The sequence below is a fragment of the Streptomyces sp. NPDC050704 genome, from assembly GCF_040654355.1.
Lineage (GTDB): Bacteria > Actinomycetota > Actinomycetes > Streptomycetales > Streptomycetaceae > Streptomyces.
In genome coordinates this window covers 11795-25240 of the sequence record NZ_JBFAHW010000052.1, presented here as the reverse complement: position 1 = coordinate 25240, position 13446 = coordinate 11795, and the positions used below count along the sequence as shown (strand labels likewise).

Annotated in this window: 10 protein-coding genes; 4 read left to right on the top strand and 6 right to left on the bottom strand. The window is 70.2% G+C overall.

What is annotated here, in order from left to right:
- Window positions 1-53: 53 nt before the first annotated feature.
- From AB0I18_RS28165 to AB0I18_RS28140, 6 genes are all read right to left on the bottom strand, one after another.
- Window positions 54-1118 carry a dipeptide ABC transporter ATP-binding protein gene (locus tag AB0I18_RS28165; RefSeq protein WP_363108388.1) on the bottom strand — a complete coding sequence of 355 codons (1065 nt, stop codon included), beginning with the start codon at window positions 1116-1118 and terminating at the stop codon, window positions 54-56.
- 52 nt (window positions 1119-1170) lie between these two features.
- Window positions 1171-2211 (bottom strand): ABC transporter ATP-binding protein, encoded by a 1041-nt coding sequence (locus AB0I18_RS28160; protein WP_363108387.1) that lies wholly within the window; start codon window positions 2209-2211, stop codon window positions 1171-1173.
- Between the two features lie 78 nt (window positions 2212-2289).
- Window positions 2290-3270 carry an ABC transporter permease gene (locus AB0I18_RS28155; protein ID WP_363108386.1) on the bottom strand — a complete coding sequence of 327 codons (981 nt, stop codon included), beginning with the start codon at window positions 3268-3270 and terminating at the stop codon, window positions 2290-2292.
- 163 nt (window positions 3271-3433) lie between these two features.
- Window positions 3434-5194: an ABC transporter substrate-binding protein gene (locus AB0I18_RS28150; protein ID WP_363108385.1), complete on the bottom strand. Its 1761-nt coding sequence runs from the start codon at window positions 5192-5194 to the stop codon at window positions 3434-3436.
- A gap of 123 nt (window positions 5195-5317) precedes the next feature.
- Entirely contained in the window at window positions 5318-6349 is a 1032-nt protein-coding gene (locus AB0I18_RS28145; protein ID WP_363108384.1) for an ABC transporter permease, read from the bottom strand.
- A 433-nt stretch (window positions 6350-6782) separates the two neighbouring features.
- Window positions 6783-8900 (bottom strand): prolyl oligopeptidase family serine peptidase, encoded by a 2118-nt coding sequence (locus tag AB0I18_RS28140; RefSeq protein ID WP_363108383.1) that lies wholly within the window; start codon window positions 8898-8900, stop codon window positions 6783-6785.
- Between the two features lie 183 nt (window positions 8901-9083).
- Here AB0I18_RS28140 and AB0I18_RS28135 point away from each other — a divergent pair, with 183 nt between their 5' ends.
- The 4 genes from AB0I18_RS28135 to AB0I18_RS28120 all read left to right on the top strand — a co-directional run bounded on the left by AB0I18_RS28135 (window position 9084) and on the right by AB0I18_RS28120 (window position 13265).
- Window positions 9084-9278 (top strand): hypothetical protein, encoded by a 195-nt coding sequence (locus tag AB0I18_RS28135; protein WP_363108382.1) that lies wholly within the window; start codon window positions 9084-9086, stop codon window positions 9276-9278.
- A 46-nt stretch (window positions 9279-9324) separates the two neighbouring features.
- Complete coding sequence (gene mshB, locus AB0I18_RS28130; RefSeq protein ID WP_363108381.1) at window positions 9325-10251, top strand: N-acetyl-1-D-myo-inositol-2-amino-2-deoxy-alpha-D-glucopyranoside deacetylase; 927 nt, start codon at window positions 9325-9327, stop codon at window positions 10249-10251.
- A 40-nt stretch (window positions 10252-10291) separates the two neighbouring features.
- Window positions 10292-10717, top strand: coding sequence for a DUF6113 family protein (locus AB0I18_RS28125; RefSeq protein WP_363108380.1), 426 nt, complete (start codon window positions 10292-10294; stop codon window positions 10715-10717).
- Window positions 10718-10877: 160 nt separating this feature from the next.
- Window positions 10878-13265: a hypothetical protein gene (locus tag AB0I18_RS28120; protein WP_363108379.1), complete on the top strand. Its 2388-nt coding sequence runs from the start codon at window positions 10878-10880 to the stop codon at window positions 13263-13265.
- Window positions 13266-13446 lie beyond the last annotated feature (181 nt).

Below are 13446 nucleotides of genomic sequence, written 5' to 3'. Positions count from 1 at the left end.
GTCCGGCCTTCAACAACCTCCACCCCAGGCGGCGGTTGACGGAAACGAGGGTGTCAGGCCGCCGCCCCGGAGCTCTTGGCGAGGCGGTGCGACGGAACGGTCCCCCTCGCCTCCGGGTAATGGCAAGCCGTCAGATGCCCCGCCCCGTTCCCCTCCGCCCGTACCAGCGCCGGGGTTTCCGAAGCGCACCTCTCCGTGGCCTTCCAGCAGCGGGTGCGGAAGCGGCAGCCGGACGGGGGGTGGATCGGTGAGGGGACGTCGCCTGTCAGGCGGATGCGTTCGCGGGACGGGACGTCCGCCGCCGTCGCCTCGGGGACGGCGGAGAGGAGCGCGCGGGTGTAGGGGTGGCGCGGGTTCTCGTACAGGTCGTCCCGGTCGGCGATCTCCACGATCCGGCCGAGGTACATCACGGCGACGCGCTGTGAGAAGTGCCGGACGATCGAGAGGTCGTGGGCGATGAAGAGGAAGGCGATGCCCAGGTCCCGTTGAAGCTCCTGGAGGAGGTTCACGACCTGCGCCTGGATCGACACGTCCAGCGCGGAGACCGGCTCGTCCGCCACGATCAGCTTCGGGGAGAGGGACAACGCCCGTGCCACGCCGATGCGTTGGCGCTGGCCGCCGGAGAACTCGTGGGGGAAGCGGTTGTAGTGCTCGGGGTTGAGGCCGACGGTTTCCAGCAGCTCACGCGCGCGTGCCTCCCGGCCGCCGGCCGGGTTGATGCCGTTGATCTCCATGGGGCCCGAGACGATCTTGCCGACCGTGTGGCGGGGGTTCAGCGAGGCGTACGGGTCCTGGAAGATCATCTGGATCTCGGAGCGGACCGGCGCCAGTTCCCGGCGGCCGGCGTGGGTGATGTCCTGCCCGCGATACGTGATGCGGCCGCCGGTCGGTTCAAGGAGCCGGGTGAGGAGTCGGCCGGTCGTCGACTTGCCGCAGCCGGACTCGCCGACCAGGCCCAGACTCTCGCCCTCGGCGATCCGGAGGTCGATCCCGTCGACGGCCTGCACCGCGCCGACCTTCCGCTTGAAGGGGAAGCCGCCCATCACCGGGAAGTGCTTGACGAGCCCGGTGACGTCCAGGAGCGGGGTGGTGGTGGGGTCTGTGCTGGTGGTGCTCATGGTCGTGAAGTCCCGTCTCGGGTGCGTCGGTCGGCCGTGGGGAGTCGGGGCGTCAGTGGGGCTGGGGTGTGGCGTAGTCGGCGAAGAACTCCCGGCGCTGCGCGGCGGTGAGGTGGCAGGCGGCGCCGCGACCGCCGCCGGTGATCTCCAGCGGAGGACTGTCCGTGGCGCACCGTCGGCCGGGGACCTTCTCCGCGAACGCGCACCGCGGGTGGAAGCGGCAGCCGGACGGCGGGTCGATGAGGGAGGGCGGCAGACCGGGGATCGGCGTCAGCGGCACGTCGACCGGTCCGTCGAGGGTCGGCATCGAACCCAGCAGGCCCCAGGTGTACGGGTGTTGGGGCGTGCGCAGCACCTCGCTCTTCGTACCGCGCTCCACACAGCGTCCGCCGTACATCACCAGCACGTCGTCGGCGACGTCGGCGATGACGCCCAGGTCGTGCGTGATGAAGACGATCGCCGTGCCGGACTCCTGCTGGAGATCCTTGAGGAGGTCCACGATCTGGGCCTGGACCGTGACGTCCAGGGCCGTGGTCGGTTCGTCCGCGATCAGCAGCTCGGGGTCGCAGACCAGCGCCATCGCGATCATCGCGCGCTGGCGCATACCGCCGGAGAACTGGTGCGGATAGTCGTCCACGCGGAGGTCGGGCTGCGGGATGCCGACCCGCCTGAGCATCTCGACCGCCCGTGCGCGGGCCTCGCTCCTGGACGCCCCGGTGTGCTTGCGGTACGTCTCGCCGATCTGCTTGCCGATGGTGTGGAAGGGCGAGAGCGAGGCCAGCGCGTCCTGGAAGATCATGGCCATCGTGTTGCCGCGCAGCCGCTCCAGCTCCCGTTCGGTCGCGGTCAGCAACTCCTTGCCGTCCAGCAGGATCTCGCCCCCGACGGCGGTGCGCGCGCGGTCGTGCAGGCCCAGGATCGCCAGGTTGGTGACGGACTTGCCCGAGCCGGACTCGCCCACGATGCCGAGCGTCCTGCCCTCGGCCAGGTCGAAGGAGAGGCCGTCGACGGCCTTGACGAGGCCGCCTTCGGTGGAGAAGTGGACCTTCAGATCCCGGACGGAGAGGAAGGGCTGCTGATCGGTGCTCGTCACGGGGACGCTCCTGGGAGGTGATGCGAGGGGGTCGTCGGGGAGGGGGCGCTGGGGAGGGGGAGAGGGAGGGGCACGCGGTCAGGCCAGCCGGATCCGCGGGTCGATGAGCGCGTACACGGCGTCCACGGCGATGTTCAGGAAGACGATCGCGCCGGCCGCGAGCAGGGTGACGCCCAGCAGCATGGGCAGGTCGTTCTTGTCCACGGAGTCCACCGCGAGCCGGCCGATGCCCTGCATGCTGAAGGTCGCCTCCGTGATGATCGCGCCGCCCATCAGGCCGCCCAGGTCGATGCCGAAGAGGGTGACGATCGGGCCCATCGCGCCGCGCCAGGCGAACCGGAAGAAGACGTTCGCGCGGGACAGGCCCTTGGCACGGGCGGTGCGTACGTAGTCCTCGTTGAGTTGCTCGACCAGCTGGGAGCGGGTCATACGGGTGTAGTTGGCGGTGTAGATGATGGCGAGGACCAGCCAGGGGAGCAGCAGTCCCGAGGCCCAGGCGACCGGGTCCTGGGTCAGCGGCGTGTACGAGGGCTGGCTGAACAGATGCAACTTCGCGACCAGGAAGAACATCGCGATGTAGCCGACGAAGTAGATCTGCAGCGAGGAGCCGAGCAGCGACAGCGAGCTCACGAACTTGTCGAGGAACCTGCCCTGCCTGACCGCCGCGATCATGCCGGTGCCGATCCCGAGGACCAGGAAGACGACGGCCGCGCCGAAGGCGAGCGAGAGGGTCGTCGGCAGCCGGTCCATGATCGTGCCGAAGACGGGTTCGCGGTTGGCGAAGGAGTAACCGAGGCACGGAGCGTCGCAGAATCCGTAGCCGCTGTAGTTCCGCCCGGCGAAGATGCCCGCGAGCCAGTGCCAGTACTGGACGGGGAGCGGCCGGTCGATGCCCAGGTTGTGCCGGACCTGCGCGAGCACGTCGGGGGTGCAGTTCTTGCCGCAGGACAGCAGCGCCGGGTCACGCGGGATGGCGTAGAAGAGCCAGAAGGTGATGGCGCTGATGATCAGCAGGATGACCACCGCGCCGGTGACTCGGCGGACGAGGAAGCGGAGCATGGGGCGTGACTTTCCGGACGGGGCGCCGTCGCCGGGGCGTTGGGGAGGGGAGGGGAGGGGAGGGGAGGGGAGGGGATGCGGGTGCCGGTGAGGGCGTGCGCGGGTATCCGAGGACGAACTCGGATACCCGGATGCCCGGATGCCCGGATACGCGGTTACGCGGCTACGACTTGGCGTAGAGCTTGCAGAGCGCGACGCAGGTGTTGCCGCTGTCGTAGACGACGTGGCCGACCTTGGAGCCGTACATCCAGTTGCGGATCGAGTGGTAGTCCGGGACACAGCCCGCGAGTTCCATGACCTGGCGGTCGACGGCGCCCCAGGCCTTGTTGGCCGCGTCCGTGTCCGCGATGGTGGAGGCCGCTTCGATCGCCTTGTTCACGCTCGCGTCGTTCAGCTGTGAGTAGTTGCTGCGGCCGTCGCCGATGTTGTGGCCGTCCCAGCAGGGGTAGAAGACCGAGTAGCCGTTCGGCCAGTCCGGGCTCCAGCCGGCGTAGTAGAGGTCGTATCCGTTGTCGATCTTGCCGATCTGGGTGTAGAAGGTCGACTTGTCGATCTGCTTGTTGACGACCGTGAAACCGGCCGCGGTCAGCGCGTTCTTGATGGCGACGGCCTGCTTCACGGCGTTGTCCGACTGCTGGTACGCGATGACCAGCTTCTGGCCGACCTTGCCGGCCTCCTTGAGCAGGGCCTTGGCCTTCACCGGGTCGCCGCCGGGCTTCCGCGTCTTGCCGTACAGGTCGAACTTCGTGTACCCGGGTGTGACCGGACTCAGGATGGTGGTCGCGAGCTCGCTCATGGCGGCGCCGCCGCGGATGGTCTGCAACTGCTGTTGCGGCCAGGCGTAGTTGATGGCCTGGCGGACCTTGAGGTCCTTGATCCGGGTCATGTTGATCGGCCAGTAGTAGGTGACCGTGTCGACCTCGGTCAGCACCCGCTGCTTGAGCTTGGCGTCGGTGAGCACCTGGGCGGTGCGCTCGGGGGCGACCTCGTTGAAGATCGACATCGCGTACTGGTCGTTGCCCGAGTCCGCTATGTAGCGGTCGGTCGAGGCCACCGGTTCGAAGCCGTACTGGAAGACGAACTTGTCGGGGTACGCGTTGCGGATCGAGTCGGTCTTCGGGTCCCAGTGCTCGTTGCGCACCAGGGTCATCGACTTGCCGACGCTGCGGCTCTGGATCTTGTACGGGCCGCAGGAGTACGGGCGCTTGTCGTACTTCTCCTTGGTGTCGTGCTTCTTCGGCACGAAGGAGTAGCCGCGCATGGCCAGCGTGAAGTTGAAGTCGGCGCGGGCCTCGTTGAGGCGGAACGTGACGGTCCTGCCGTCGATCTCGATGGAGTCGAGGTGCTTGCCGCCGTACGGGCCCGTGTACTTCCCGGCGCCCGCGAGCCACTGCTGGACGTAGCGGGGGCCCTCGGTGATGAACGAGGCGAAGAGCCGCTCGAAGGAGTGGCGGACGTCGTCCATGGAGAGGTCCGCGCCGTCCTCCCACTTCACGCCGTCCTTCAGTGTGAAGGACCAGGTCCTGCCGCCGTCCTTCATCGTGCCGGCGTCGGTGGCGGCGTCGCCGACCAGGACGGCGCCGCCCTTGTCGTCGATCTTGTAGCCGGTCAGGCCGCGCAGGATCGGGACCGTGATGGCCCCCTCGGTGGAGACGTAGATCTGGGCCGGGTCCAGGTGGTCCATGTCGAACTGGTCCAGCGAGTAGATCGTGCCGCCCTTGACCGCGCCCGTGACCTCGGGGGCCGGACCGGTCGAGTCGGCCTTGGTGCCGACGTCGATCTTGGTGGTCTTGGAGCCGCTGACCTTGGGGACGGTGTCGTCGCCGGAGGAACTGCCGCTACCGCTGCCACAGGCGGTCAGCACCGAGGCCGAGGCGGCGGCCACACCGGTTGCTATCAGGAAATTTCTCCGCGAGAAGGACATGACGAACCTGCCTAGGGGATCGGGCGAAACGGATGAGGGCCGGCCGGACGACGTTGATCCGGGCCGGGAGGAAGCCGGAACGAGGCCGGCGCGAAAGGGGTGTGAAGCGGGAACGGCGGTGGATCAGTGCTTGGACTTCGGGTCGAGTGCGTCCCGCACCGAGTCGCCGAGCAGGTTGAAGGCGAGGACGAAGATCACCATGGACAGGCCGGGGAAGAGCATGAAGGTGATGTCCTCGGAGTAGAACTGGGCGCCGCGCTGGATCATGACGCCCCAGTCCGGGGTCGGGTCGATGATGCCGACGCCGAGGAAGGCGAGCCCCGCTTCCATGGTCACGTAGGCCGGGAGCATCAACGTGGACTGGATGATGATCGGGGTCCACAGATTGGGCAGCAGCTCCGTGAAGACGATGCGGCGAGGCGTCGCCCCGGTCACCTTGGCGGCCTCGACGAACTCCCGCGTCCGCAGGCCGAGTGCCTGGCCGCGCAGCAGACGGGCGATGGAGGCCCAGCCGAAGGCGGCGAGGACGAGGATCAGGCAGGTGGCCCGCAGCGAGGTCGGGATGTTGTCGTCGGAGGCGACGAACAGCCCGTACACGACCGGCATGAAGGCGATGAAGAACAGCGTGGAGGGGAACGACAGCAGGATGTCGATGACCCGGCCGACGAGATAGTCGGTCCTGCCGCCCAGATAGCCCGCGCTCACGCCGATCACGACGCCGACGACGACGGTGAGGAGGGTGGCGGCGGTGGCGATCAGCAGTGAGGTGCGGATGCCGTAGAGCAGGAAGGTGAAGACGTCCCGCCCCAGCTGCGGCTCGATGCCGAACCAGAACTCCGAGCTCATGCCGCCGTTGGGTCCCGCCGGGTACGAGAAGGCGTTCAGGAGCCCCGGGCGTGCGCTGGCGTAGGTGGTGTACGGGTTCTTGCCGTACAGCTTCGCGATCAGCGGAGCACCGATCGCGATCACGAAGAAGAAGATCACTACGGCGGCCGACACGACGCCGGTGCGGTCGCGCTTGAAGCGGTTCCAGGCGAGCCGTCCGGGAGAGCGGCTGTCGGCTCCGGTCCCCTGGGGTGCCGAAGGAGAAACCGGGTGAATCGCACTCTCGGGGGCGACCTCTGGAGGGGCCGCAGATGGGGTTGGGGTGGTCATGGTGCTCCGTGCCCTGTGGGTCAAGGCTCCGCAGGGCGCTCCCCTACGGGCTACGCCGGACCTTTCAATGCAATTCGTCCAAGGTCAATGAAATCCGGACCACCTTGGCCTTCTCTTTGGTCTCTTGATCTCTCCATGGGCTCGACGTAACTGCACGCGTAGTAGCCCGTGACCGTCTCATGTCCGGAATCCGGTGGTCGCCTGTCCGAAATTCGGAGACCTGTTCCCCGGTGCATCCTTATGCACGGGCCCTGGTGCGGGTGAGCGGGAATAACATGACAAATGCGCATCAACTTCGTTAACACGCAGGCAACTTGGCCGACCCGATACCGATATACGGACGCGTCAATCTGAATCACGTACGGCCGTGCGGGTGCCGTAGACCGGCCGGGGCGCGCCATGTCTCCCCGGCCGGTCGCACGCCCGCATCCCGTCAGGCGACGCCCAGCGCACGCTTCAGGAAGTCCACCTGGAGCAGCAGCAGGTTCTCGGCGACCTGCTCCTGCGGGGTCATGTGCGTGACCCCCGAGAGCGGCAGCACCTCGTGCGGGCGGCCGGCGGCCAGCAGCGCCGAGGACAGCCGCAGGGAGTGCGCGACCACCACGTTGTCGTCGGCCAGACCGTGCACGATCATCATCGGACGGGCCGGCCCGGCGGCTCCCACCAGACCGTTGTCGTCGATCAGCGAGTTCGCCGCGTACACCTCCGGCTGGGAGTTCGGATCACCCAGGTACCGCTCGGTGTAGTGGGTGTCGTACAGCCGCTGGTCGGTGACCGGCGCGCCCACGACGCCCGCGTGGAAGACGTCCGGGCGGCGCAGCACCGCGAGCCCCGCGAGATAACCGCCGAACGACCAGCCCCGGATGGCGACCCGGTCCAGGTCCAGCGGGAAGCGTTCGGCGAGCGCCCGGAGCGCGTGGATCTGGTCGTCCAGGACGACCGTCGCCATGTCGTCCTTGATCGCCTTCTCCCAGGCGGGGGAGCGGCCCGGCATGCCCCGCCCGTCCGCGACGACCACCGCGAAGCCCTGGTCGGCGAACCACTGCGGGGTGAGATACGCGTTGTGCGCGGCCAGCACGCGCTGCCCGTGCGGCCCGCCGTACGGGTCCATCAGAACCGGCAGCGGACCGTCCGTGTAGCCGGTGGGGAGCAGAACGGCGCACGGCACCCGGCGCTCGCCCGCCTCCGTGAGCGTCACGCGCGGGCTCAAGCCGGGGTGCGCGGCGTACGAGGCCACGCTCGCCGCCTTCTTGCCCTCCCGCAGCACCTGTACCTGCGCACCCGGGCGATCCGACACCGCCGAGACGAGCACGGTCACACCGCCCGCGCGCACCGCCGAGTGGACGCCGGGCTCCTGTGAAATCCGCTCCAGGCCGAGGTCGTTGACCCGGTAGACGTGCACCTCACCGGTCTCGGGGTCGGCCGCCGCCGCACCGGCCGAGGCGGACACCAGTACGTCCTCGTCCGACACGTCGAGCACCGCGCGCACATGCAACTGCGGTCCCGTCAGCGGGCGTTCGCCCACCGCGAGCACCCGCGCGCCACCCTCGTCGGCGATCCGCACGAGCTTTCCGCTGGGACTCCAGCTCGGCACCCCAGGGAAAAGATCAAGCCATTGTGGATCTTCGTCGGCGTGCACCATCCGGGTCGTCCCGTTGTCCGGGTCCACGGCCAGATAGAGCTGGCTCGCCTGGTCCCGCGCCTGCACCAGCAGAAGCGGGGCGCCGGCCGCCGACCAGTGCACCCGCGCCAGATACGGGTAGCGCGCCCGGTCCCAGACGACCTCCGTGCGGGTCCCGTCGAGACCGACCACGAAGAGCCGTACGTCCGCGTTGTCCGTACCGGCCGCCGGGTACGCCACCCGCTGCGGCTCACGCTCGGGGTGCGCGGGATCGGCGACCCACCAGCGGCGTACGGGCGCGTCGTCGGCCCGTGCCACCAGCAGCCGGTCCGACTCCGGCGACCACCAGAAACCGCGCGAGCGGCCCATCTCCTCGGCCGCGATGAACTCCGCCAGCCCATAGGTGACCGTGTCCGACTCGGGCTCCACGAGCGCCCGGTCGTCCTCGCCCTCGGCGCCGACGACTCGCAGAGCGCCCCCGGAGACGTACGCGACGAGCCGTCCGTCGGGGGCCGGGCGCGGGTCGAGGACCGGACCGGGGACGGGCAGTTCACGTGCCGTGTCGACCCGCAGCTCCGCTGTGAAAAGCCGCCCCGACAAGGCGAAGGAGGCCAGTTCGGCGGCGTTGTCGGTGGCGTATCCGACGATGCCGGCCCCGCCTTCGCGGCTGCGCTCGCGCCGGGCCCGCTCCGCCGCCGACAGTTGCTCCGAGGTGCCCCCGAGCAGCACCGCCGGGTCGGCGGCGACATGCTCCTGGCCGTCCGCGACGTCGAGCACCCACAACTGGTTCGCCCGGTCCGTGCCGGACGAGGAACGCAGGAACACGACGCGGGAACCGTCGGGTGCCACGGTGAACGCGCGGGGCGCGCCCAGCGTGAAACGCAGGGTGCGCGCCTGCCGGCGCGGAAAGGACAGAGGCTCGGTCGTCATGCTCCGACCATATTGGCCATGCGCCCCCTTGTGCGGCCGTGCGCCGATCAATGCGCACGCACGAATAGTTATGATCACTAGCGCTGTGTGGGTATCAACCTGCTGGCCGCTGTATGGATTTACCGCCCCCTTCGTTCGACCCCCGACCCCCCGCGTCCCTGGGACCTTTGGAGGTGAGCCGCCGTGGCACTCTCGATTTCGGCGGTGGTGCTGCTGGCGATCATCGTCTTCATCCTGATCAAGAAATCAGGGCTGAAGGCGCCTCACGCCATCGTCTGTGTCCTGTTCGGCTTCTACCTCGCCAGCTCGACGATCGCGCCCACGATCAACGAGCTGACCACGAACATCGCGGGCATGATCGGGGACATCAAGTTCTGACCCGCGCCTCGTAGGGCCCGCCTCGCGGGCTCGTAGGGTGGGGTCCATGACGGAACCGCCCTCCCCCAGCCGCCGGCCGGGGGAACCCCCTTCTCGCTTCGCCCGGCGTCTGCTCCTGGTGCACGCGCACCCGGACGACGAGTCGATCAACAACGGCGCGACCATGGCCCGGTACGCGGCCGAGGGAGCCCAGGTCACGCTCGTGACCTGCACCCTCGGCGAGCGGGGCGAGGTCATCCCGCCCGAGCTCGCCCATCTGACGGGCGAGGCCCTCGGGGCCCACCGCCTCGGGGAGCTCGGTGCGGCGATGCGCGAGGTCGGCGTACCCGACTTCCGCTCCCTCGGCGGCGTCGGCCGGCACCAGGACTCCGGGATGATGGGTCTCCCGGACAACGACGACCCGCGCTGCTTCTGGCGGGCCGACGTCGACGAGGCCGCCGCGGACCTCGTCCAGGTGATCCGCGAGGTACGCCCCCAGGTGCTCGTGACCTACGACCCGAACGGCGGCTACGGCCACCCGGACCACATCCAGGCCCACCGCGTCGCGATGCGCGCCGCCGACCTGGCCGCGGACCCCGGCTTCCGCCCGGACCTCGGCGAACCGTGGACGATCACGAAGATCTACTGGAACCGGGTGCCGCGCTCCGTCGCCGAAGAGGGCTTCGCCCGCTTGAAGGACGTACTCGGAGATCTGCCGTTCCCCGCCAGCGCCGCGGTGGACGACGTGCCGGGTGTGGTGGACGACTCCCTGGTCACCACGGAGATCGACGGCGCCCCCTTCGCCGCCGCCAAGGCCGCCGCGATGCGGGCGCACGCCACGCAGATCGAGGTCGCCGAGCCCTGGTTCGCGCTCTCCAACCAGCTCGCGCAGCCCCTTTTCCCCGTGGAGTACTACGAGTTGGTGCGGGGCGAGCGCACCGGGGCGCATGAGACCGACCTGTTCGCCGGGATTGCCGACAAAGGTGTCCGATGAGTACTGGTGGACACCTGATGCGTATTGAGGTGCATGTCTGATGAGTACGGCGAACAGGCCGCGGGCGGGAAGCATGCTCGCCCAGCCGCCGGTAGCGCCCTCGGCCGGACGGATCGCCGTCCACCTGGGGCTCTTTGTGCTGGGTGCGGTGGTCGGGGTGGCGGGCGGGCTGGTCCAAGCGGGCTGGTTCCCGGGCGGGTTGCTGCTCGCGCTGGCCGGCGCGGCCGGGCTCTTCCTGGGCGGGGCGCAGGCGACCGGCGGCCGGGCCGGGGCGGTCGCGCCCGCGGCAGGCTGGATGGTGGCCGTCATCCTGCTCACCGCGAGCCGTCCGGAAGGTGACTTCCTCTTCGCCGCAGGAGCGGGCTCCTACCTCTTCCTGCTCGGCGGAATGGCTGTCGCTGTGATGTGCGCCACCCTTGGCCGAGGGCGGCAACCGGGTGGCTCTGCCGCCCGACTTGGCAAGTGACGTACCACTTCGCCACCAAGCGCAGGTGCAAGTCCGGTGTGGGTTTCCCCGACGGCCAGAAGATGCTTGCGACTAGTGGCCAGTATGGTGGTGCGCGCCGCCGAGCCGCCCGAATCGAGGTCGAGTAAACGGGCGGTGGAGCCAACCGGGAGAACCTGCCTTGAGTCGTGAAACTGACAGTTCGTCCTCCGGGCCCAACGGGCGCGGCGGAACCGCATACCCGTCGGGGACTCCGCCGTACGGAACCCCCGCGGTGTCCGACGACGGCACCGACGCGGGACGTTCCGCCGGTGACCGGCCGGAGGCGCCCAAGACCGAGACCACGCTGACGACGCGGATCCGCATCAACATCCCCGGATCGCGGCCCATCCCGCCGGTCGTCGTGCGCACGCCCGTCGCGAGCGGCGAGCCGTCCGACGGGAGAGGTGTGCCGGGAGCGGCCGCCGCGGAGCCCGGGCCGGGTGCCGGTCCGGGCGGGCCCGAGGGCCCGGACGCCGCGTCCGCGGGCGGGCCCCCCGGGGCTCCGGGAGAGAAGACGAGCGACTGGTTCGCGCCACGCAAGGCCGGTGCGCCCGCGGGCGGTCCCGGCGGTGGCGGCACCAACGGGGCCGGGCTGCCCGGCGGTTCGGGTGCGCAGGGCCCGGCAGCGGGCGCCGGTACGGGAGTTGGCGCGGGCGGGCCCGGTGCGGGCCCGAGCGGCGCGGCGCGGCCGGGTGGTCCGGGAACGCGGCCCGGCGGCACGAACGGCGCCGGTGGCACGCCTCGGCCCGGCAGCGCCATGAGCGGCTCGCCGGGTGGTTCGCGGCCCGGCGGTACGAACGGGGCAGGACTGGCCGGCGCCGGCGGCACCGGACCTGTGGCGCCCGGTCACAGTGGCGGCACCGGTTCCTTCGACGTCTCCGGTGCGCTGGCGGCGGGACCGCTGGGCACGGGTTCCACGGGTTCGTACCCGACGGCCGGTACGGCTGGTACGGGCGACTCGGGCGGCGATGCACGGCGTGACGGACTTCCGTACTTCTCCGAGGGCGGCCAGGGCGGACCGGGTGGGCCGGGTGGGCCTTCGGGTCCGACCGGCGGACCGGTCACCGGTACAGGGTCGCTGACGGCGCCCGGTGGTCCGGGTGGACCAGGTGTCTCCGGTGGCCCCGGTGGCCCCGGTGGCCCCGGCACAGGGCGCGGCCCCGGTGGCCACGACGGCTCGGGCTTCCCGGGCGGTCAGGGCGGACCCGCTTACTCCGGTGCTCCCGGCGGGCCTGGTGGCCCCGGTGCCCCGGACGGCTCGGGTTTCCCCGGCGGCAGGGGCGCCCAGAACGGCGCCGCCTACCCCGGTCCTCCCGGCGGCCCAGGCGGCGGCATGAGTGACGACACCGCGATCCTCACCCCGCAGAAGCCGGCGCCCGAGCCGGGTACGCCGGGCTACGGCGGCGCGGGGGAGAACGTCTCCGGACACACCCTGACCAGCGGCATCCCCGTCGTGCCGACCGCCCCGAACTCACCGTTCGCACCGGGCGCGCACTCCGACGGCCCGCTGCCGCACCAGCCGCCGAAACTGCCCGACCCGGTCTCGCCGACCGCACCCGCCGCCGCCCGGCCGAAGAAGAAGGGGCGCAACAAGCTGGTGCTCCTGACCGTCGGCGTGGTGACGCTGGGCGGCATGGCGTACGGCGCCGGACTGCTGATGAACCACTCCGACGTGCCCAAGGGCACCACCGTGTTCGGTGTGGACATCGGCGGCGGCACCCGTGACGAGGCCGTCAAGAAGCTCGACGACGCCTTCGAGGCGCGCGCGGCCAAGTCGCTCCAGCTCTCGGTCGACGGCGACACCGTCCCGCTCCGGCCGGACCAGGCCGGGCTCCAGCTCGACAGCCAGGCCACGGTACGGGCCGCCGCGGGCAGCGACTACAACCCCGTCTCGGTGATCGGCTCGCTGTTCGGCCAACAGCGCGTCGTCGCCCCGGTGATGCCCGTCGACGAGGAGAAGCTGGCGGCCGCCCTGGAGCGTGCCGCGGGCGGCTCGGGCTCGGCGACCGAGGGCACGATCAAGTTCGAGTCGGGCCGGGCCGTCGCCGTCTACGGCAAGGCGGGCCAGGGCATCGACATCCCCCAGTCGACGGAGTCCGTCGAGGAGGCGTACCGCGCGCAGGTGGAGACCGGGAAGCCCAGCCCCGTGAAGGTCCCCACCCAGGCGAAGGAACCCAAGGTCACCAAGGCCGAGGTCGACCGCATGATGAAGGCGTTCGCGGAGCCGGCGATGTCGGACCGCGTGACGATCAGGGCCGGCGGGGTGGAGCTCGCGTTCAGCCCGGAGAACTCCCTGTGGAAGTTCCTCGGTGTGAAGGCCAACGCCGACGGCAAGCTGATCGAGTACTACGACAGGCCGGCGCTGAAGGAGCTCTACGGCAGCGCCTTCGACGGCGTGCTGATCACCCGGGGCAACGGCAACAAGACCGCCGTGACGCCCGAGGACGTGATCGGTGCGATGCGCCCGGCGCTGCTCGGCAAGACACCGGCGGACCGTGTCGGCGTGATCGAGACGGATCCCAGCTAGGCACCGCACCAGGCACTCCGCGGGCGCGGCCGGTCTCGTACTCGCCGCCGCCCGCGGAAACGCCGTACCGCGCGGCCGTGACCCGACATGCGGCCGTGACCCGAGATGACGTCTCGGACACGACGTCTCCGGGATGACGTCTCGGACGTGACATCTGTCATCCGGGAGTGACGACGGGCGA

Coding starts and splice junctions, on each gene's coding strand:
- mshB (WP_363108381.1), top strand. CDS start 9,325: ATGACGGAACCGCCCTCCCCCAGCCGCCGGCCGGGGGAACCCCCTTCT.
- AB0I18_RS28165 (WP_363108388.1), bottom strand. CDS start 1,118: ATGAGCACCACCAGCACAGACCCCACCACCACCCCGCTCCTGGACGTC.
- AB0I18_RS28155 (WP_363108386.1), bottom strand. CDS start 3,270: ATGCTCCGCTTCCTCGTCCGCCGAGTCACCGGCGCGGTGGTCATCCTG.
- AB0I18_RS28145 (WP_363108384.1), bottom strand. CDS start 6,349: ATGACCACCCCAACCCCATCTGCGGCCCCTCCAGAGGTCGCCCCCGAG.
- AB0I18_RS28125 (WP_363108380.1), top strand. CDS start 10,292: ATGAGTACGGCGAACAGGCCGCGGGCGGGAAGCATGCTCGCCCAGCCG.
- AB0I18_RS28140 (WP_363108383.1), bottom strand. CDS start 8,900: ATGACGACCGAGCCTCTGTCCTTTCCGCGCCGGCAGGCGCGCACCCTG.
- AB0I18_RS28150 (WP_363108385.1), bottom strand. CDS start 5,194: ATGTCCTTCTCGCGGAGAAATTTCCTGATAGCAACCGGTGTGGCCGCC.